This window comes from Streptomyces sp. NPDC005492 (assembly GCF_040605995.1).
Classification (GTDB): domain Bacteria; phylum Actinomycetota; class Actinomycetes; order Streptomycetales; family Streptomycetaceae; genus Streptomyces.
This window is the reverse complement of sequence record NZ_JBEXDX010000035.1, coordinates 66,366-86,646: the sequence shown is the minus strand read 5'-3', so window position 1 is coordinate 86,646 and position 20,281 is coordinate 66,366. Positions and strand designations below refer to the sequence as shown.

Annotated in this window: 14 protein-coding genes and 1 pseudogene; 6 read left to right on the top strand and 9 right to left on the bottom strand. The window is 70.7% G+C overall.

All coding sequences use genetic code 11. The features are described 5' to 3' along the window. Positions 1-1,146 precede the first annotated feature (1,146 nt). Entirely contained in the window at positions 1,147-2,259 is a 1,113-nt protein-coding gene (locus ABZT04_RS34150; RefSeq protein WP_356061134.1) for a LacI family DNA-binding transcriptional regulator, read from the bottom strand. A gap of 426 nt (positions 2,260-2,685) precedes the next feature. On the opposite strand from ABZT04_RS34150, the gene hisC reads away from it, so the two are divergent. The 6 genes and pseudogenes from hisC to ABZT04_RS34120 all read left to right on the top strand — a co-directional run. Continuing rightward, positions 2,686-3,765: a histidinol-phosphate transaminase gene (gene hisC, locus ABZT04_RS34145; RefSeq protein ID WP_356061132.1), complete on the top strand. Its 1,080-nt coding sequence runs from the start codon at positions 2,686-2,688 to the stop codon at positions 3,763-3,765. A 195-nt stretch (positions 3,766-3,960) separates the two neighbouring features. Then, positions 3,961-5,469 carry a cytochrome ubiquinol oxidase subunit I gene (locus tag ABZT04_RS34140; RefSeq protein ID WP_356061130.1) on the top strand — a complete coding sequence of 503 codons (1,509 nt, stop codon included), beginning with the start codon at positions 3,961-3,963 and terminating at the stop codon, positions 5,467-5,469. Positions 5,470-5,490: 21 nt separating this feature from the next. Continuing rightward, positions 5,491-6,495: a cytochrome d ubiquinol oxidase subunit II gene (cydB, locus tag ABZT04_RS34135; protein ID WP_356061128.1), complete on the top strand. Its 1,005-nt coding sequence runs from the start codon at positions 5,491-5,493 to the stop codon at positions 6,493-6,495. Positions 6,496-6,565: 70 nt separating this feature from the next. Further along, complete coding sequence (gene cydD / locus ABZT04_RS34130) at positions 6,566-10,063, top strand: thiol reductant ABC exporter subunit CydD (RefSeq protein WP_356061126.1); 3,498 nt, start codon at positions 6,566-6,568, stop codon at positions 10,061-10,063. Between the two features lie 61 nt (positions 10,064-10,124). Further along, positions 10,125-11,810: a GAF domain-containing protein gene (locus tag ABZT04_RS34125; RefSeq protein WP_356061124.1), complete on the top strand. Its 1,686-nt coding sequence runs from the start codon at positions 10,125-10,127 to the stop codon at positions 11,808-11,810. A gap of 196 nt (positions 11,811-12,006) precedes the next feature. Continuing rightward, positions 12,007-12,641, top strand: a pseudogene (locus tag ABZT04_RS34120) (M23 family metallopeptidase); the annotation flags it as partial. A 52-nt stretch (positions 12,642-12,693) separates the two neighbouring features. Here the strand turns inward: ABZT04_RS34120 and ABZT04_RS34115 are convergent. The 8 genes from ABZT04_RS34115 to ABZT04_RS34080 all read right to left on the bottom strand — a co-directional run bounded on the left by ABZT04_RS34115 (position 12,694) and on the right by ABZT04_RS34080 (position 20,280). Beyond that, positions 12,694-13,581 carry a Cof-type HAD-IIB family hydrolase gene (locus ABZT04_RS34115; protein ID WP_356061122.1) on the bottom strand — a complete coding sequence of 296 codons (888 nt, stop codon included), beginning with the start codon at positions 13,579-13,581 and terminating at the stop codon, positions 12,694-12,696. 98 nt (positions 13,582-13,679) lie between these two features. Further along, positions 13,680-14,582, bottom strand: coding sequence for an LLM class flavin-dependent oxidoreductase (locus ABZT04_RS34110; RefSeq protein ID WP_356061120.1), 903 nt, complete (start codon positions 14,580-14,582; stop codon positions 13,680-13,682). A 42-nt stretch (positions 14,583-14,624) separates the two neighbouring features. Then, complete coding sequence (locus tag ABZT04_RS34105) at positions 14,625-15,083, bottom strand: hypothetical protein (protein WP_356061118.1); 459 nt, start codon at positions 15,081-15,083, stop codon at positions 14,625-14,627. A 56-nt stretch (positions 15,084-15,139) separates the two neighbouring features. Beyond that, a complete protein-coding gene (locus tag ABZT04_RS34100; protein ID WP_356061116.1) occupies positions 15,140-15,688 on the bottom strand; it encodes an RNA 2'-phosphotransferase in 549 nt (182 codons plus the stop codon). Between the two features lie 122 nt (positions 15,689-15,810). Further along, on the bottom strand, positions 15,811-16,776 hold the full coding sequence (locus ABZT04_RS34095; RefSeq protein ID WP_356061114.1) for a MerR family transcriptional regulator: 966 nt from the start codon (positions 16,774-16,776) through the stop codon (positions 15,811-15,813). Continuing rightward, positions 16,773-17,675, bottom strand: coding sequence for a metal-dependent hydrolase (locus ABZT04_RS34090; RefSeq protein WP_356061112.1), 903 nt, complete (start codon positions 17,673-17,675; stop codon positions 16,773-16,775). The genes ABZT04_RS34095 and ABZT04_RS34090 overlap by 4 nt, the downstream gene beginning before the upstream one ends. After that, the gene (locus ABZT04_RS34085; RefSeq protein ID WP_356061110.1) at positions 17,672-19,441 is read right to left on the bottom strand and encodes an SDR family oxidoreductase; all 1,770 of its coding nucleotides are present in this window, start codon (positions 19,439-19,441) and stop codon (positions 17,672-17,674) included. Before ABZT04_RS34085 ends, ABZT04_RS34090 begins: the two co-directional genes overlap by 4 nt. Continuing rightward, entirely contained in the window at positions 19,438-20,280 is an 843-nt protein-coding gene (locus tag ABZT04_RS34080; protein WP_356061108.1) for a M24 family metallopeptidase, read from the bottom strand. The genes ABZT04_RS34085 and ABZT04_RS34080 overlap by 4 nt, the downstream gene beginning before the upstream one ends. Between the last annotated feature and the right edge of the window lies 1 nt (position 20,281).

Below are 20,281 nucleotides of genomic sequence, written 5' to 3'. Positions count from 1 at the left end.
GTGCCGATCCGCTCGTCCGTGACGGCCGGCGGGAGTCTGGGGTGCCGATCCGCTCGCCTGCGGCGGCCAGGGGGGGAGTCCGGGCTCCGTTTCGCCTGTGTGCGGCGGCTGGTGGGAGTCCACGGCAGATCTGCCTGTCGGCGGCTGCATGGGCGTCCGGGACGTCGTTCCGTCCCTGCGGGGGCGGCGAGCTGGGGTTCGGGCGGCGTTTTCGTGTGTGACGGTCGGTGGGTGGGGAAGCCGGACGCGGGTCTGCTCGTCCGCGCGGGCTAGGTGGAAGGCAGGGCGCCGTTTCGCTTGTGTGAGGCGGCTGGTGGGAGTCCTCGGCCTTGATCTGTCCGTCGGTGGCGGCTGGGTGGGCGTCCGGGGGAGTTCGAGGCAGCGTTTCGTCCGTGCGTGCGGGCTGGCGGGGAGTCTCGACGCCGGTCTGCTGTCGGCGGCGGCTGGGTGGAAGTCCGCGGCAGATCTGCCCGTCGGCGGCGCCCTGGCGGGCGTCCGGGACGCCGTTTCGTCCGTGCAGGAGGGCTGGTGGGAGCCCGGGACGCCGTTCCGCCCGTCCCCGACGGCCAGGTCGAAGTCCGGATGCCGTTCCGTACCTGGGTGAGGACCGACCGGAGTCCGGGACAGCGATCCGGCCGCTCGTGAGAGCCGACCGGAGGCCGGGGCTCCTGTCTCGCCCGTCCGCTACAGCGCAGCGGACGGGCACAGCACCCCGCCCCTCTGAGGCCGCCGCCGGAAGCTCGAACACCCGTCGCCCTGGCCGCCGTAGCCGAGTGGATCCCGGCACGGCAACGGCAACGGCGCCCGATGAAAGTCCGGGCCTCGCCCCCGCTGGTACGACGCCCGGACCTCCCGCCCCGGAGCCCGTTCGTCCGCCTGCGCGGCGCCGGGTGGGAGTCCCGGCACCGCGCGACGTGACTACGGCGAGGGCAGCAGCCCGGCCTCGTCCCCCGGGTGACGACAGCCAAGGCAAGCTCCGTCACAACACCCCAAGTCCCGCTCCCCTCCCGCACCAGTGCGCCCCCCGAACTCCACCCCACCCCGGATCCGACGACCCCCGCCCCCAGAACCGGACCCCCTGCATCCGATCCCAGACCGAACCCCACCCCCATCCGACGGGTAATCAGCCCCCCGGAACCGCCCGCCCTACTTCCCCTCAGGCGACCGAGGCGGACTGACCGTAGTCCGAGGCGGACGCCGTTGCGACGACGTCCGTACGATCAGTTCCGTCGGTATCACCTGCTCGATCGGGTGGTCCGAATCGATGCCCTCGATGGCGTCGATGAGGAGCTGGACCACCGCCGTGCCGATGCGCCGCGGCTTCAGGGAGAGCGTGGTGATCGGCGGCTCGGTGTTGGCGTACACCGTGGACTCGCTGCAGCACACGAGCAGCAGGTCCTCCGGGACGCGCAGCCCGTAGCGCCGCGCCGCGGCCAGCAGATCCGTGCCGTTGGGGTCGAACAGGCCGTAGACCGCGTCGGGCCGGTCGGGGCGGGCGAGCAGCCGGTCGGCGGCGACAGCGCCCGCGCACGGATCGTGCGCCGGATAGGCCTCGTACACCGGATCCTGGCCCACACGCTCGCACCAACGCAGGTATGCGGTGGTGGACAGGTGGGTGTACGTGTCCGTCGTGGTGCCGGTGAGCAGGCCGATCCGGCGGGCGCCCGCGTCGGCCAGGTGGTCGAGGATGCCGAGGACGGCGGCCTCGTGGTCGTTGTCGACCCAGGCGGTCACCGGCAGCGTGCCGGCCGGGCGGCCGTCGGAGACGACCGGTAAACCCTGCCGGACGAGTTCGCTGACCACTGGGTCGTGGTCGGACGGGTCGATGACCACCGTCCCGTCCAGGGCGACGTTCGACCACACGTCGTGGCGCGAGGTCGCCGGGAGGATCACGAGGGCGTAGCCGCGGGCGAGCGCGGCCGAGGTGGCGGCCCGTGCCATCTCGGCGAAGTACGCGAACTCGGTGAAGGTGAAAGGTTCATCCCCGTACGTCGTCACGGTCAGGCCGATGAGGCCCGACTTGCCGGTACGGAGGGTGCGGGCCGCCGCGGAGGGCCGGTAGCCCAGCCGGTCGGCCACTTCTCGGACATGGCGTCGGGTGGCGTCCGGGAGCCGGCCCTTGCCGTTGAGGGCGTCGGAGACGGTCGTGATGGAGACTCCGGCCGCGGCGGCCACGTCTCTGATTCCCGCCCGGCCCGGCCGGCTTCCTCGACGAGAGGTTTCCGCGCGGCTCACCTGGTGCTTCCCTGCTGCTGTCATGGCGAGCCGATAGTAGGGCTCATGCGGTGGGGTAGTGCGGACGCATATGCACGCGTTGACAGGCACGTTTCTGCATGGTCAGAAGGGGTCAACTACCTTAGAAACAAAGTCAGTTAACCGCTGCAATGGCACTACGTGACTTGTCGGCGCGCATGGGCCTGCCGAGCCCCCCATGTTTCGAAGAGGTCTCAACTCACCTGTACGAGGGATGCGCGCTACGGCGTGAGCCACCAGCGCATAGATATATGTACGGCGCGCCCCCGGTTCGTGCGCCTTCATCCGGTGTTGCCCCTGATGTGGATGTGACACGTGAGGCGGTCCCGCGTTCGGCGCCCGCTCACCCGGACCCGGCCTGTACGCGGCGGCGCCGAATCCTCATAAGGTGAGCAGTATTGAAAGCCGGTGGTGGCCACAAGGAGGACTGCGGTGAGCGAGACGAGCCCGAAGCTGCGCGCCGAGCTGGAGGGTATCCCCACCTACAAGCCGGGCAAGCCCGCCGCGGCCGACGGTCCGGTGGCCTACAAGCTGTCCTCGAACGAGAACCCGTACCCGCCGCTGCCGGGCGTGATGGAGAGCGTGACCGCGGCCGCCGCGTCCTTCAACCGGTACCCGGACATGGCGTGCACCGGCCTGATGAACGAGCTGGCGGAACGGTTCGGCGTCCCGGTCTCCCACCTGGCCACCGGCACCGGTTCGGTCGGCGTCGCCCAGCAGTTGATCCAGGCGACCAGCGGTCCCGGCGACGAGGTCATGTACGCCTGGCGGTCCTTCGAGGCGTACCCGATCATCACGCGGATCAGCGGGGCCACGGCGGTGCAGGTCCCGCTGACCCCGGGCGATGTGCACGACCTCGACGCGATGGCGGACGCCGTCACCGACCGGACCCGGCTGATCTTCGTCTGCAACCCCAACAACCCGACGGGCACGGTCGTACGGCGGGCCGAGCTGGAGCGCTTCCTGGACCGGGTGCCCGACGATGTGCTGGTGGTGCTGGACGAGGCGTACCGGGAGTTCATCCGGGACATCGAGGTGCCGGACGGCGTGCAGCTCTACCGCGACCGGCCGAACGTCTGCGTCCTGCGGACCTTCTCCAAGGCGTACGGCCTCGCCGGGCTGCGGGTCGGTTTCGCGATCGCGCACGAGCCGGTGGCGGCGGCGCTCCGCAAGACGGCCGTGCCCTTCGGCGTGAGCCAGCTCGCGCAGGATGCGGCGATCGCCTCGCTGCGCGCGGAGGACGAACTGCTGGGCCGTGTCGGCTCGTTGGTGGGCGAGCGCAGCCGCGTGGTCGACATGTTGCGTGCCCAGGGCTGGACGGTCCCGGAGACCCAGGCCAACTTCGTGTGGCTGCGGCTGGGGGAGCGCACGGTCGACTTCGCCGAGGTGTGCGACCGGGCGGGTGTGGTGGTGCGGCCGTTCGCGGGCGAGGGCGTGCGGGTCACGGTCGGGGAGACCGAGGCCAACGACATCTTCCTGAAGGTGGCGGAGGGGTTCCGCAAGGAGCTGTAGCCGGCTGTGGCTTCGTAACGAGTGCCGTAAGGGGGGTCGCCTTAGGGGACCCCCCTTCCCATGTCGAAAATCGGTACGTCATAATTGCTTGTGAATGTGAACGCGTTCACAAGCGTGTCCTGGTTGTCCGGTGTTGTACGGGACATGAAGGGCAAACTGCCGCTGTGACCACGGCGACATAAGGAGACTGACGACGTGGAATTGGCTCTGGCGCCGGAGACCCTGGCGCGATGGCAGTTCGGCATCACCACCGTCTACCACTTCCTGTTCGTCCCCCTGACGATCTCGCTCGCCGCGCTCACGGCCGGGCTGCAGACCGCGTGGGTGCGCACGGAGAAGGAGAAGTACCTCAGGGCCACCAAGTTCTGGGGCAAGCTCTTCCTGATCAACATCGCCATGGGCGTCGTCACGGGCATCGTGCAGGAGTTCCAGTTCGGTATGAACTGGTCCGCCTACTCGCGGTTCGTCGGCGACATCTTCGGCGCCCCGCTCGCCTTCGAGGCACTGATCGCGTTCTTCTTCGAGTCCACCTTCATCGGGCTCTGGATCTTCGGCTGGGACAAGCTGCCCAAGCGGATCCACCTGGCCTGCATCTGGATGGTGTCGATCGGCACGATCCTCTCGGCGTACTTCATCCTCGCGGCCAACTCGTGGATGCAGCATCCCGTCGGCTACAGGATCAACAAGGCCAAGGGGCGTGCCGAACTCACCGACTTCTGGCATGTGCTGACCCAGAACACGGCGCTCGCGCAGGCCTTCCACACGCTCTCCGCGTCCTTCCTGACCGGCGGCGCGTTCATGGTCGGCATCGCCGCCTTCCACCTGTACCGCAAGAAGCACATCTCCGTGATGAAGACCTCGCTGCGGCTGGGCCTGGTCACCGTCACCATCGCCGGACTGCTCACCGCCGTCAGCGGTGACACCCTCGGCAAGGTCATGTTCAAGCAGCAGCCGATGAAGATGGCCGCCGCCGAAGCCCTGTGGGACGGCCAGAACTCCGCGCCGTTCTCGATCTTCGCCTACGGCGACGTCAGCAAGGGCCACAACACCGTCGAGCTGTCCATCCCCGGGATACTGTCGTTCCTCGCCGACGACGACTTCAACTCGTACGTGCCCGGCATCAACGACACCAACAAGGCCGAGCAGGCGAAGTACGGCCCCGGCGACTACCGGCCCATCATCCCCGTCACCTTCTGGGCGTTCCGCTGGATGATCGGCTTCGGCATGGCGTCCTTCGCGATCGGCCTGGCCGGACTCTGGCTGACCCGCAAGAAGTTCATGCTGGCCCAGCATCTGCGGGTCGGCGACGACGAAGTGCCGAACGTGGTCCTCTTCAAGAACAAGACCCTCGGCCCGAAACTCACCAGGCTCTACTGGCTGGTGTCCATCTGGACCCTCGGCTTCCCCCTCATCGCCAACTCCTGGGGCTGGATCTTCACCGAGATGGGCCGCCAGCCCTGGGTCGTCTACGGCCTCTTCCAGACCCGTGACGCCGTCTCCCCCAGCGTCTCCCAGGGCGAGGTCCTCACCTCGATGATCGTCTTCACCTCGCTCTACGCCGTCCTGGCTGTCATCGAGGTCAAGCTGCTCGCGAAGTACGTCAAGGCCGGCCCGCCCGAACTCACCGAGGCCGACCTCAACCCGCCCACGAAGATCGGCGGCGACTCCCAGGACGCCGACAAGCCGATGGCCTTCTCGTACTAGGCCGAGGGAGCTGCAACAGTCATGGAACTGCACGACGTCTGGTTCGTCCTCATCGCCGTCCTGTGGACCGGCTACTTCTTCCTGGAGGGCTTCGACTTCGGGGTCGGCATCCTCACCAAGCTGCTCGCCCGGGACCGCTCCGAGAAGCGGGTGCTGATCAACACGATCGGTCCGGTCTGGGACGGCAACGAGGTCTGGCTCCTCACGGCCGGCGGCGCGACCTTCGCCGCCTTCCCCGAGTGGTACGCCACCCTCTTCTCCGGCTTCTACCTCGCCCTGTTGATCATCCTGGTCTGCCTGATCGTCCGGGGCGTCGCCTTCGAGTACCGGGCCAAGCGGCCCGAGGAGAACTGGCAGCGCAACTGGGAGACAGCGATCTTCTGGACCTCGCTGCTCCCCGCGTTCCTCTGGGGTGTGGCCTTCGGCAACATCGTGCGGGGCGTGAAGATCGACAAGAACTTCGACTACGCCGGTAACTTCTGGGACCTGCTCAACCCGTACGCCCTTCTCGGTGGCCTGGTGACGCTGACGCTGTTCACCTTCCACGGCACGGTGTTCACGGCACTCAAGACCGTCGGGGACATCCGGATGCGGGCGCGGAAGCTGGCCCTTCAAGTCGGTCTCCTCACGGCCGTGTTGGCGCTGATCTTCCTGGTCTGGACACAGGTCGACAGCGGTGATGGCAAGAGTCTGGTCGCGATGGTCGTGGCCGTCGCCGCACTGGTCGCGGCGCTGATGGCGATCCAAGTCGGGCGTGAGGGCTGGTCGTTCGCGTTCTCCGGCGTGACCATCGTGGCGGCCGTCGCGATGCTCTTCCTGTCGCTCTTCCCGAACGTCATGCCGTCCTCGCTCAACGCGGACTGGAACCTCACGGTCACCAACGCCTCGTCGAGCCCGTACACCCTGAAGATCATGACCTGGTGTGCGGGGATCGCCACCCCGATCGTCCTGCTCTACCAGGGCTGGACGTACTGGGTGTTCCGCAAGCGGATCGGTACGCAGCACATCGCCGAGGCAGCGCACTGAGTCCGGATCGGGGCATGTTTCACGTGAAACATGCCCCGTTGGGACCTCCTGAGAAGAGGGTGTGTTTCACGTGAAACCAATCGACCCACGCCTGCTCCACTACGCCCACGCCACCCGCCTGTTCATGGTGGCGGTCGTCGGCCTGGGTGCCGTCGGGGCGGCGCTGGTCATCGCTCAGGCGATGCTCATCGCCGAGGTGGTGGTCGGCGCCTTCCAGCACGGTCACTCGGTCGGTGAGCTCCGCACTCCCCTGCTGCTGTTGGTGGCCGTCGCGGGTGGCCGAGCCCTGGTCTCCTGGCTCACCGAACTCGCCGCCCACCGTGCCAGCGCCTCCGTGAAGTCGGAGCTACGGCGACGGTTGCTGGAGCGGTCCGTGGAGTTGGGCCCCGGCTGGCTGAGCGGGCAGCGGACCGGGTCGCTGGTCGCCCTCGCCACCCGGGGCGTCGACGCCCTCGACGACTACTTCTCGCGCTATCTCCCGCAGTTGGGGCTCGCGGTGGTCGTGCCGGTGGCGGTGCTGGCGCGGATCGTCACTGAGGACTGGGTCTCGGCGGCGATCATCATCGTCACCCTGCCGCTCATCCCGCTCTTCATGGTGATGATCGGCTGGGCCACGCAGTCCCGGATGGACCGTCAGTGGCAGTTGCTGTCCCGGCTCTCCGGGCACTTCCTGGACGTGGTCGCGGGGCTGCCGACCCTGAAGGTGTTCGGGCGGGCCAAGGCGCAGGCCGACTCGATCCGGCGGATCACCGGCGAGTACCGGCAGGCGACCATGCGGACGCTGCGAATCGCCTTCGTCTCCTCCTTCGCACTGGAACTGCTCGCGACGCTCTCCGTGGCCCTGGTCGCGGTGACGATCGGCATGCGGCTCGTCCACGGAGACATGGACCTCTACGTCGGTCTCGTCGTCCTGATCCTGGCGCCCGAGGCGTACCTGCCGCTGCGCCAGGTGGGCGCCCAGTACCACGCGGCGGCGGAGGGTCTCGCGGCCGCCGAGGAGATCTTCTCGGTACTGGGGACGGAGGTGCCGGCCACGGGAACCGCCGACGTCCCCACCGACGCCCTGGCCTTCGAGGCTGTGACGGTCCGGTACCCCGGGCGGTCCGTGGACGCCGTCTCGGACCTGTCGTTCGCCGTGGCACCCGGAGAGACGGTAGCCCTCGTCGGACCGAGCGGCTCGGGCAAGTCGACGCTCCTGAACGCCCTGTTGGGGTTCGTGCGACCCACCGAGGGCCGGGTGCGGGTCGGGGGAGTCGATCTCGCCGACGCCGATCTGGAGCGGTGGCGGTCACGGATCGCCTGGGTGCCCCAACGACCGCAGTTGTACGCCGGGACGATCGCCGAGAACGTACGGCTCGCCCGGCCCGACGCCGACGACACGGCCGTACGGCGGGCGTTGGCCGACGCCGGGGCCCTGGAGTTCGTGGAAGCGCTGCCCGAGGGCGTCGGGAGTGTGCTCGGTGAGGACGGAGCCGGGCTGTCCGCCGGGCAGCGGCAGCGGCTCGCGCTCGCCCGGGCCTTCCTCGCCGACCGGCCCGTCCTGCTCCTCGACGAGCCGACGGCCGCGCTGGACGGGGCGACCGAGGCCGAAGTGGTCGAGGCGGTACGGCGGTTGGCGGTCGGGCGGACGGTGCTGCTCGTGGTGCACCGGCCGGCCCTGCTGGCGGTGGCGGACCGGGTGGTGCGGGTGACGGAGGGCGCGGCCGGGGCTCGCGCGGACGTCGTGCCGGCGCTCGCCGACGCGCGCCCGGTCCCGTCGGAGGCGCCGGTGAGTCCCGCTGTTTCCGACGGACCCGGGTCGCGGTTCTCGGCACCTGCGGGTGGCGTGCTCGCTCGGGTCCGCGCCATGTCCGGTGCCCGGCGCGGACGCCTCACCCTGGCGCTGCTGCTCGGAAGTCTCGCGCTGGGCAGCGCCGTCGGGCTCATGGCCACCTCGGGGTGGCTGATCTCGCGGGCCTCGCAGCAGCCGCCCGTGCTGTATCTGATGGTGGCGGTGACGGCGACCCGGGCCTTCGGGATCGGGCGGGCCGTGTTCCGGTACGCGGAACGACTCGTGTCGCACGACGCCGTGCTGCGCATGCTGGCCGACACCCGCGTCGCCGTCTACCGGCGGCTTGAGCGGCTGGCACCCGCCGGGCTGCGCGACACCCGCCGCGGCGACCTGCTCTCCCGGCTCGTCGCCGACGTGGACGCGCTCCAGGACTACTGGCTGCGCTGGCTGCTGCCCGCCGGGGTCGCGGCCACCGTCTCGGCCGCGACAGTCGGGTTCACGGCCTGGTTGCTGCCCGAGGCCGGTGCCGTGCTCGCGGCCGGTCTCCTCGTGGCCGGTGTCGGCGTCCCTCTCGTGACCGGTGCCGTGGCCCGCCGTGCCGAGCGGCGGCTGGCCCCGGCTCGCGGAGTGCTCGCGACCCGAGTGACCGAACTGCTCACCGGGACCGCGGAGTTGACGGTCGCCGGCGCACTGCCCGACCGTACCGCCGAGGCCGGGCGGGCCGACAGCACCCTCACCCGGATCGCGCGGCGCGCGGCCTCAGCCACCGCACTGGGCGACGGTCTCACCGCGCTGATCTCCGGCCTGACCGTCGCCGCCACCGCCCTCGTGGCAGCCCAGGCCGTCGCCGCGGGACGGCTCAGCGGTGTGCTGACGGCCGTGGTCGTTCTCACCCCGCTCGCCGCCTTCGAGGCCGTCCTCGGACTGCCGCTCGCCGTGCAGTACCGGCAGCGGGTGCGCAAGAGCGCGGAGCGCGTGTACGAGGTCCTGGACGCTCCCGCGCCCGTACGGGAACCGGAGCGGCCTCGCCAGGCGCCCGCGACACCGTTCCCGCTCGTCGTGCGGGGACTGGCCGCCCGGCACACCGGGCAGGACCGGGACGCGCTCGCCGGGCTCGACCTGACGCTGGAGAAGGGGCGCCGGGTCGCCGTGGTCGGATCCTCCGGGTCCGGCAAGACGACGCTCGCCCAGGTGCTCCTGCGCTTCCTGGACGCGGACGCCGGTTCGTACACGCTGGCCGGCGTGGACGCGTACGCCCTGGACGGCGACGACGTACGACGGCTCGTCGGGCTGTGTGCCCAGGACGCGCACCTCTTCGACAGTTCGGTGCGCGAGAACCTGCTCCTCGCGAAGAAGGACGCGACCGAGGACGCACTGCGGGCCGCGCTGGAGCGTGCCCGGCTGCTCGACTGGGTCGACGCTCTGCCCGACGGACTGGACACACTCGTCGGTGAGCACGGGGCCCGGCTGTCCGGCGGGCAGCGGCAGCGGCTGGCCCTCGCCCGCGCCCTGCTCGCCGACTTCCCGGTGCTCGTGCTCGACGAGCCCGCCGAGCACCTGGACCTGGCGACCGCCGACGCGCTCACCGCCGATCTGCTGGCCGCCACCGAGGGCCGTACGACCTTGCTGATCACGCACCGGCTGGCGGGGCTGGAGAACGTGGACGAGGTGATCGTGCTGGACGAGGGACGGGTCGTGCAGCGCGGACCGTTCGTCGGACTGGCCTCGGTGGAGGGGCCGTTGCGGGGGATGGCGGAGCGGGAGGCGGAGTCGGAGTCGCTGGTGGCGGCCGGGTAGGGAGCCTCGCGGCCGGAGCTCTCGACTTTCCGTCACAAAGGGGACTTATTAGGCTCGGGGTATGTCAGCCGCCCCGAGTCCCGGTCCCCCGTCGCCGCCCTCGGGGCCTTCGGCCGAACTGGCCGTGCGGATGCCGCAGTTGCTGGAGGCGATGCGGTCCGTGGGCAGCGGGCTCGAACTGCACTCCACGCTGGAGCGGATCTGCCGGGCGGCGGCCGTACTGACGGACGCGCGTTACGCGGGGATCGGCGTCGTCGACCAGGACGGCGACGCTCTCGCGGACTTCGTCTTCCACGGGGTCGACGCGGGGACGGCGCGGCGCATCGGACGGTTTCCCGACGGGCACAAGGGGCTGCTCGGTGCCCTTATCCGGGAGCCGGATCCGGTCCGGCTCGTCGATGTGACCAAGGACCCGCGGTTCTCGGGCTTTCCCGAGCACCATCCCCGGATGCGCGGCTTCCTCGGCGTTCCGATCCGCGTCCAGGGCGAGGTCTTCGGAAATCTCTATCTGGGCGAGAAGCACGGCGGAGACGCCTTCAACGACTACGACCTCACGATGGTCCGCGTGCTGGCGACCGAGGCCGGCATCGCCGTCGGCAACGCGCGGCTGTACGAGGCCGCCCAGCAGCGTGAGCGGTGGATCGACGGGTCGGTGGCCGTCACGACCGCACTGTTGTCCGGCGGGGACGCCGAGGACGCGCTCCAGGTCATCGCGGAACGGGCCCGCAGGCTGTCCGGATCGGCGGCCGGGATCGTGCTGCTGCCCGCCGACGCGGGCGGCATGGAGATCGTCGCGGTGTCCTCGGAGCGGCCGTCGGACGCGCTCGGCACGGTCGTGCCCCCGGAGAGCGGGATCGTGGCCGAACTCCTCGCAGGACAGCCGGTGTTCGTGGCGGACGCGGCCACCGATCCCCGTATGGTCACAGGATTCGCGCGGGCCTACGGGCCGGTCATGGCGCTGCCCCTGCAGAGCGACGGGCGCGTCCTGGGAGCCCTCGTCACCCCGCGCGCGCGAGGCGGGCGGCCGTTCACGGAGGCGGAACGCACCCTGGCGATCCAGTTCGCCTCGCAGGCCGCGCTCGCGCTGATGATGGCCGAGACTCAGCGCGACCGGGAGCGCCTCGCGGTGTACGAGGACCGTGACCGTATCGCCCGCGACCTGCACGACCTGGTCATCCAACGGCTGTTCGCCACCGGGATGATGCTGGAGAGCGCCCAACGCGGCTCGCTCGTCCCCGAGGTGCGGCGGGGCGTCGGCAACGCCGTCGACGAACTCGACGTCACCATCCAGGAGATCCGTTCCGCGATCTTCGCGCTCCAGCAAGGTCCCGCCGAGGCGCCCTCCGGGCTGCGTACCCGGGTGCTGCGGGAGATCAACATGGCCGCCGTGCCGCTCGGTTTCCAGCCCGCGCACCGTTTCGTCGGCGCGCTCGACACGACGGTCGGCGACCTCACCGGAAAGAACCTCATCGCCGCCCTGCGCGAGGCCCTCTCCAACGCGTTCCGGCACGCGGCGGCCACCCGGATCGAGGTCGTCGTCGACGCGACGGCGATCCTCCCCGACGGGCGGCCGGGCGTACGGCTCACCGTCGCGGACGACGGGGTCGGCATCCCCGCCGACGGTCGCCGCAGCGGCCTCAGGAACCTCAAGCGGCGAGCCGAATCCCTGGGCGGTGACAGCGAATACGGGCCCGGCATCGGCGCGGACGGCGGCGGCACGACCGTGGTGTGGCAGGCACCCCGCTGAGCCCTGCGGCACCCGTCACCGCGGGCTCCCGTTGAGCGGTCCGCGGCAACGTGTCCCCATGCGTACGACGTGAAAAGGGCGCCGGTCGGCCGCGCGGACCGTGATCGCTGACATGCGCTCATCTCGCCGTCGCCGGCTGCTCGTTCCGGTGCTGCTGTGCGCGAACGCCGGCGCGCGGCTGTAGCAGGACGCCGCCGTGGCGAGACAGCGATACGAGGTCGGTCGGCAGGTGGCCGATGCACAACGGGCCAGGGCCCGACGGGCCGAGGCGCGGCTGGAGGAACGACGGCAGGAGATCTCACGGCTGCACGAGGAGCTGGGCCGGGATCGCCCGCGCCGATTACGGCGGCGCCGGTGGCGTTCCGATGGTGGCCCGGATCGTCCTCAAGGACAGTCCCGAGGACCTGATGCGTGATCAGCACGTTTTCTCGCAGGCGGATCTGGCCGTCGGCTACGCGATCGGGAGGAGCCGTCGGGCCGGGGTACGTCTCGCGGACGACGAGGCGAAGGCCGCGTCGGTGTGGCGGACGCTGGAGCGGCGGAACGCCGGGCACCTGCCGGGGCGCCGTCCGTCTCGACCAGCCGCCGACCCAGGTCACCAACTGTCACCGATTCAGCAGCGGAGGCTCCCGCTGGGCGAACCGGCACACCGGCCAGGACTTCGCCGTGCCCATCGGCACGACGGTGCGGGCGGCCGGAGCGGGCCGGGTGGTCCGGGTGTCGTGCGGCGGCGCCTTCGGCATCGAGATCGTGATCGAGCACCCTGGCGGCCATCACACGCAGTACGCCCATCTCGCCGCCGCCGCCGTCGACCAGGGGGACCGGGTGTCCACCGGCCCGGCTGAGCCGCTCGTGTAAGGGGCGTGCTCCGGGAGGCCGCCCGTTACCGCTGCTCCGCGAGCATCCGCTCGATCACCACGGCCACGCCGTCCTCGTTGTTGTCCACGGTCCGGCCCGAGGCCGCGGCGAGCACCGCGGGGTGCGCGTTGCCCATCGCGTACGACCGTCCCGCCCAGGTGAGCATCTCGACGTCGTTCGGCATGTCCCCGAAGGCGACGACCTCCTCGGGCGCGATGCCGCGCTCCGCGCAGCACAGGGCGAGGGTGCTCGCCTTGGAGACGTCCGGTCCGCTGATCTCCAGCAGCGCGCTGGGGCTGGAGCGGGTGACGGTCGCGCGGTCGCCCAGGGCGAGGCGGGCGGTGGTCAGGAAGGCGTCGGGGTCGAGCGTGGGGTGGAAGGCGAGGATCTTCAGCACCGGTTCGTCGGCCCCCGGGGCGTCCGACGCGAGGAGCTTCTCGGCGGGTGCGAGAGTGTCCGGGGTCTCCATGTGCAGCTTCGGATACGCCGGCTCCTGGTAGAAACCGTAGGTCTGCTCGATCGCGTACACCGTCCCGGGCGCCGCGTCGCGCAGCAGCCCTACCGCGTCGATGGCGTTCTCCCGGGCCAGTTCGCGGACCTTCACGAAGCGGTGGGCGCCGGGGCCGCCGTGGAGGTCGACCACGGCGGCGCCGTTGCCGCAGATCGCCAGGCCGTGGCCGTGGACGTGGTCGCTGACGACGTCCATCCAGCGGGCCGGGCGGCCGGTCACGAAGAAGACCTCGATGCCCGCCTCCTCGGCGGCCGCGAGGGCGGCCACCGTGCGGGGGGACACCGACTTGTCGTCGCGCAGCAGAGTGCCGTCCAGGTCGGTGGCGATCAGCCGTGGCGGGACGGCGGAGGCCGGGGTCTCGGGCTGTCGAGTCGCTGAGGTCACCGGGCCATTCTCCCGCATATGCCCGCACGCCCGTGCGGGAGTGCGCACAGGTGAGTGGTTACTGCCCTCACCAGGGCCGTTGCGCCCGCGATCCAGGTGCCGTTGTGCCCACCGGGTCAGCGGAGTTGGGTGAGGGCTTCCATCGCGATCTGCTCGAAGACCTTCTCGTCCGCCGCGAAGTCGGAGTCCGGGACGGGCCAGTGGATCACGATGTCGGTGAAGCCCAGTTCCTGGTGCCGACCCGCGAAGTCGACGAAGGCGCCGAGTGACTCCAGCGGACGGGCGCGGTCCGGGGTGAAACCGGTGAGCAGGATCTTGTCGACCTCGGTCGCGTCCCGGCCGATCGCCGCGCAGGCGTCGGCCAGCTTCTCGGCCTGCCCGCGCATGGCGTGAACCGACTGCTCAGGAGTGCCGCTCTCGAACAGCCGGGGGTCGCCGGTGGTCACCCAGGCCTGCCCGTAGCGAGCGGCGAGTCGCAGACCGCGGGGACCGGTGGCCGCCACCGCGAACGGCAGCCGGGGCCGCTGCACACACCCCGGAATGTTCCGGGCCTCGTGCGCCGAGTAGAAGTCACCCTCGTACGACACCGAGTCCTCGGTGAGCAGCCGGTCCAGCAGCGGTACGAACTCCCCGAACCGGTCGGCACGCTCCCGCGGTGTCCACGGTTCCTGTCCGAGCGCGGTGGCGTCGAACCCGGTACCGCCCGCGCCGATGCCGAGCGTGATCCGTCCGTCGGAGATGTCGTCGAGGGAGATGAGTTCCTTGGCGAGGGTCACCGGATGCCGGAAGTTCGGCGAGGTGACAAGCGTCCCAAGCCGCATCCGCTCCGTGACGCCCGCGGCGGCGGTCAGCGTCGGTACGGCACCGAACCACGGACCGTCCCGGAAGGTGCGCCAGGACAGATGGTCGTAGCTGTACGCGGTGTGGAAGCCGAGCTGCTCCGCGCGCTGCCATGCCTCGCGGCTCCCCTCGTTCCAGCGGCGGTACGGGAGGATCACGGTGCTCAGGCGCAGGTTCATGGCGTCCAGGCTATGCGGCCGTCCGTGTTTCACGTGAAACCCTCACCGCACGCGGCTGCTCAGCCAGGGCGTGAGGCCGATCATCGAGATCCACTCCTTGTGCACCCTGTCGCCGGGCAGCGGCACGATCAGGTGGCATCCGGGCGGGAAACGGCGGGTCTTGACGTGGGCGAGGCCGCCGAAGACGGAGCGGAGGAAGACAGGGACGTCGTCGCGGGCGATGTCGGGGCAGTCGATGCCCTCGACCGTGATCAGGGCGTCGTCCTCGGGATAGAGCAGCACTCTGACGCGCGGTACTCCGCCGAACTCGACGAGAGCTTCGTGCGGGAGTGAGCCGTCCGGATCGGTGGTGACACCGACACCCGCGGAACTGCGGCGCGAGGTCTGGTCGGCGCCGATGTCATGGGTGACCTCGATCTCGCGCGCGTACTCGGCCGCGATGGCACGCAGGGCGGTGACGGCGGCCTCGGTGGTGGGGAGGTGGTCCATACCTCTGATCATGCCGGGGGCGACGCGGCCGAGGCCAGACAGGGCACTGCTTCTCAGGCTCTGCGGGGTCAGTGCGCCTCGGGGAACCGCAGGTACCGCGGGGGTACCGCCTCCGTGAGCCACACCCCGTTCTCGCTGACCCGGAACACATGGCCGTCGCTGTGCATCGCGTCGGCGTCCACGGAGAGCACGACGGGGCGACCGCGGCGGGCGCCGACCCGGGTCGCGGTGTCGCGGTCGGCGGAGAGGTGTACGGCGTGGCGGTTCATGGGCCGGAGCCCTTCGGCCTGGATCGCCTCCAGGTTGCGGGCGACCGTGCCGTGGAAGAGGTGCCGCGGCGGGGTGGCCGGGGGCAGTCCGAGGTCGATCTCGATGCTGTGGCCCTGGCTGGCGCGGATACGGGTGCCCTCGATCGCGAAGCGGCGCTTGTCGTTGGTCGCCACCACATGGTCGAGTTCCTGACGGCTGAAGCGGAACCCGTGTGCGGCACAGGCGGCGATCAGCGTGTCGATCTCGATCCAGCCGGCCTCGTCGAGAGTGAGCCCGATCCGCTCGGGCTGATGGCGCAGGTGCTTCGAGAGGTACTTCGACACCTTCACGGTGCGTCTTTCATCCATCCGCTCAGCATGACGGGCGAGACACGCGTCACGCATTTTCTTTTGTCGCCGATGTTTGATCCACAACCAACTGTAGTTATCCACAGGGGAATTGGCGTTTCTGTGGACAACTGCCTGTCGATTCAGCCCACTTCGTCAACGTCCGCCGCGTCTCGGCGATTTGCCGCGAGCATGTCCAACGCCCTTGCGCGCAACTCGCGTTCGGCTGCCAGAGCGATGAAGGTGGCGGCCTGGTCCGGGCCAACCAGCTCCTCCACCGCCCGAATTGTCTCCTCGGGCACGGCCACGGAACGTGATGTCGGCGCTGTCGTCCGGGGCTCCTGGGAACCGAGGTGCTCGCGCAGCGAACGGTTGGCGAACAGGCGCATCGCGCGGGCGAGTTCAGCGTCCACAGTCTGCTGGGCGAGCGGCCGCAGGCGTCGTACCAGCGAGGCCGCCTCGGCCGCGTCGGCGTCGGTCGGACGGTGCGGTCCGTCGAGGTAGCGGGCGAAGACGTGCTCGGTGGTGAACTCCAGGAAACGGGAGGCGATGTGCTCGACCTGGACCCTCAACTCCCGCAGATGGGACGAGATCGCGGACAGCGGGACCCCGGAGGAGTGCAACTCCACGGCCACCGCCAGCTCTTGGGGGCTCGGCACGAGGAAGGAATCGGTGTCACCGGGGACCGGCTCCAGGACGCCGAGTGCGACGGCCTCGGCGACGGCCGCGTCGTCCGGGCTGCCGCCGAAGCGCCGTTCCAGCTCGGCGCGCGAGATCCGCACCGCCTCCTCGTCCGTCCACGGCCCGTCGACCTCGGCGACCAGCCCGAGGACCCCGCCCAGACCCCGGCCCGTGTCCCAGGCCTCCAGCAACTCCTTGATGGAGGCCAGGCCGTAGCCGCGGTCGAGGAGGTCCGCGATCTGGTGCAGGCGGGCGAGATGGACGTCGGCGTACACATTGGCCCGGCCGCGCCGCTCGGGACGGGGGAGCAGACCGCGGTCCTGGTAGGCGCGGATCGTCCGGACGGTGGCCCCGCTGAGCCGCGCGAGGTCCTCGATGCGGTAGGCGCCCTCGCCGGGACGGGAACCCGGACCGGACCCGGCACTCACGCGGCCCCCGCCCGGGCCGCCGGTGACCTCTTCAGGTATTCCACCGCGCGGCTCAACGACCCTTCCCGCGACGGATGGTAGGAGCGCCGCAGATAACGCGGGACGGCCGTGCCGAGCGAGCGCCAGGTCGGCAACAGGCCTTTGCGCACCGCCCTGTTGTGCTCGGCGAGCGAGTAGCGGACGTGTCCGGCGAGTTGGGGGTCGTGGCGCATCAGGTAGGCCGTGCCCCAGGCCCACAGGTAGAGCATCACGGGCGCGGTGACCGCCATGCCGGCGACACGGCGGGCGTACCGGGGGAGACCGCGGCCTCCGCAGTGCTGGAACATGTCGAAGGCCACCGCGCGGTGTTCGACCTCCTCCGCGCCGTGCCAGCGCAGCAGGTCGAGCATGATCGCGTCGGCACCCGCCCGGTCGAGGGCCTCCGCGGCCAGGATCCAGTCGCCCAGCACCGCCGTGAACTGCTCTATCGCCGCGACGACCGCCAGCCGGAAACGCAGCCACTCGGCGTCCGGCACCGGCGCGCCGAGCGGCGGGCGTTCGCCGAGCAGCCGTTCGAAGAGGAAGTCCACGTACCGGGTGAAGTCGGCCGTGTCGAGCCGCTGGGCCGCCAGGTGGTCCAGCACGTGCGCGTGCTGGACGCTGTGCGTGGCCTCCTGGCCCATGAACCCCTTGACGTCCGCGAGCAGTTCGGGGTCCCTGACCAGCGGCAGGCCCTCCTTGAGGACCCTCACGAACCACCGCTCCCCCGCGGGCAGCAGCAGATGCAGCACGTTGATGACATGGGTGGCGGTCGGCTCGTCCGGGATCCAGTGCAGGGGCGTGCGCGACCAGTCGAAGGAGACCCTGCGGGGCGTGATCGGGTGGTGCTCGGTCGTGTCGTGCTCGTGTGCGGAGGTCACAGCGGCGGCTCCAACCGGGCCAACGCCCGCAGCGCGCGCGGCGCGAACCGGGACATCAGATGGGCGCCGCGCGCCTCCGGGGTGACGGGCACGACGGCCTCGTCGCGGACGACCGCCCGCAGGATCGCGTCGGCGACCTTCTCCGGCGGGTAGTTCCGCAGGCCGTACAGTCGCGCGGACTTCTTCTGGCGCCGCTTCTCCTCGTCGGCGTCGACCCCGGCGAAGTGCGCGGTCGAGGTGATGTTGGTGTTGACGAGGCCTGGGCAGATCGCCGAGACGCCGATCCCCTGCCCGGACAGCTCGGCCCGCAGACACTCGCTGAGCATCAGCACGGCCGCCTTGGAGGTGCTGTACGCGGGCAACGCCCTGGACGGCTGGAACGCCGCCGCCGAAGCGGTGTTGACGATGTGGCCGCCCTGGCCGCGCTCGGCCATCTGCCTGCCGAAGAGCCGGCAGCCGTGGATCACACCCCACAGATTGACGTCGAGGACCTTCTTCCAGTCCTCCGGGGTGGTGTCGAAGAAGGAACCGGAGAGTCCGATTCCTGCGTTGTTCACCAGGACGTCCACCACGCCGTACTCGGCGGCGACCTTCTCGGCGAGCTTCTCCATGGCCTGTCCGTCGGAGACGTCGACCGTCTCGGCCCAGGCCTCGGGGGCACCGATCAGCCGCGCCAACTCGGCGGTGCGGGCGGCACTTTCCGCGTCCCGGTCGACGGCCACCACGCGCGCCCCCGCCTCGGCGAAGGCGAACGCCGTGGCCCGCCCGATCCCGCTGCCCGCCCCGGTGACCAGCACGAGCTGCCCGCCGAACCGCTCCGCGTACCGCCCCGAGGCCTTGACGACAGAGGCCGGTGCCGCCTGCCCGTCGCCCTCGTGGGCGGTCACGAACTCCGCGATCCACGAAGCCAGTTGATCGGGCCGCGTCCGCGGGATCCAGTGCTTCGCCGGCAGCGTACGGCGCACCAACCCCGGTGCCCACAGCTCCAGTTCGTCGTAGAGCCGCTCGGAGAGGAACGCGTCCCCCAGGGGCGTGACGAGCTGCACGGGCGCGTGCGCGTACGCGTCGGGGCGTGGCCCGCGCAGCCTCGCGCGGACGTTGTCCCGGTAGAGCCAGGCGCCGTGGGCCGCGTCCTGGGGCAGCGACGAGGTCGGGTAGTCGCCGCGCGGCACCTTCTCGACGCGTTCCAGGATCTTCGGCCAGCGCTTGCCGAGCGGGCCGCGCCAGGCGAGTTCGGGCAGCACGGGCGTGTGCAGCAGGTACACGTACCAGGACTTGGCGCCCTGGCCGAGGAGTTGGCCCACGCGGCGCGGGGTGGGCCGGGTCAGGCGCTTGTTGATCCAGTGCCCGAAGTGGTCGAGGGACGGTCCGGACATCGAGGTGAAGGAGGCGATCCGGCCCTCGGTGCGCCCGACGGTGACGAACTCCCAGGACTGCACCGACCCCCAGTCGTGCCCCACCAGGTGGACCGGCCGGTCCGGGCTGACCGCGTCCGCGACCGCCAGGAAGTCGTCCGTCAGCTTCTCCAGGGTGAACCCGCCCCGCAACGGCTTCGGAGCCGTGGACCTGCCGTGGCCCCGGACGTCGTAGAGCACGACATGGAAGCGGTCGGCGAGGCGGCCGGCCACCTCGGACCAGACCTCCTTGCTGTCGGGATAACCGTGCACCAGGACGACCGTCGGGTGCGACGGGTCCCCCAGCTCGGCCACGCACAGCTCGACTCCACCGGTCCGCACCCGGCGCTCCCGCGCTCCCTCAAGGCTCACTTGTCCTCCGCCCAGCGCCGCACGTGCGGCAGATCGTCGTCCAGCCAGAAGGCGCTCTGCTCGGGGTCCCTGGAGTCGGTGACGACGAGGATCTCCTCGAACTTGGCGCCCGTGCCCCGGAATCCGAGATGCGGTTCGACCGCCCACAGGCCCGGGTGCGGGGGATGGTCGGAGAAGCGGTACGGCGACCACAGCGGGGACCAGCCCTCGCGGTGGCCGTGCAGCGCGTCGCTCGCCAGGCCCTTCAGGGCCTGGGTGCCGAATCCGAACAGCCGCGGGGACCAAGGGCGTTCGGCCACCCGGTCGACCTTGTGCGCGATCACGCCGAAGGGATACGCGCGGTGCCGGTTGGCGTAGCCCTGGCGGACCATGAGGCGGTCCACGTCCTCGTAGATCTCGCGCAACGGGCGCCGCTCGCGGACCTCGCGCAGCAGCAGCGCGCGATGCGCCTCCAGTTCGGCCATCAGCCGGTCCTGCACCGCGTTCGCCCCCAGGGAGCCCGAAAAGCCGATGTCGGCCGTGAAGCCCTTGTACACCGGGGCCATGTCCAGGATGAACGGCATCCCGGGCTCCAGCCGACGGCCCGTGGGGAAGAACTGCAGCGGCACCCGGAAGTTCGTGAACGCCGTGCGGTCGCCGAACCATGCGAAAGGCAGATGGAACCAGTCCCGCACCCCTCGGGCGCGCAGCCACGACCGCTGCATCCGCGCCGCATCGCGCTCGGTCACCCCGGGCTCAAGCCGGGCCGCGACCGCCTCGGCGCACTCGTACGCCAGCCGCTGGACCTCCCTGAACCCCCGCAGTTCCGCGGAGAGTTCGCCTGTCACCGCCGTAGTCATG

What these genes read in the sequence shown, in the direction of transcription:
- ABZT04_RS34100 (WP_356061116.1), bottom strand. Translation starts at nt 15,688, where the DNA reads ATGGATGAAAGACGCACCGTGAAGGTGTCGAAGTACCTCTCGAAGCAC.
- ABZT04_RS34125 (WP_356061124.1), top strand. Translation starts at nt 10,125, where the DNA reads ATGTCAGCCGCCCCGAGTCCCGGTCCCCCGTCGCCGCCCTCGGGGCCT.
- ABZT04_RS34105 (WP_356061118.1), bottom strand. Translation starts at nt 15,083, where the DNA reads ATGATCAGAGGTATGGACCACCTCCCCACCACCGAGGCCGCCGTCACC.
- ABZT04_RS34110 (WP_356061120.1), bottom strand. Translation starts at nt 14,582, where the DNA reads ATGAACCTGCGCCTGAGCACCGTGATCCTCCCGTACCGCCGCTGGAAC.
- ABZT04_RS34115 (WP_356061122.1), bottom strand. Translation starts at nt 13,581, where the DNA reads ATGCGGGAGAATGGCCCGGTGACCTCAGCGACTCGACAGCCCGAGACC.
- ABZT04_RS34150 (WP_356061134.1), bottom strand. Translation starts at nt 2,259, where the DNA reads ATGACAGCAGCAGGGAAGCACCAGGTGAGCCGCGCGGAAACCTCTCGT.
- cydB (WP_356061128.1), top strand. Translation starts at nt 5,491, where the DNA reads ATGGAACTGCACGACGTCTGGTTCGTCCTCATCGCCGTCCTGTGGACC.
- ABZT04_RS34080 (WP_356061108.1), bottom strand. Translation starts at nt 20,280, where the DNA reads ATGACTACGGCGGTGACAGGCGAACTCTCCGCGGAACTGCGGGGGTTC.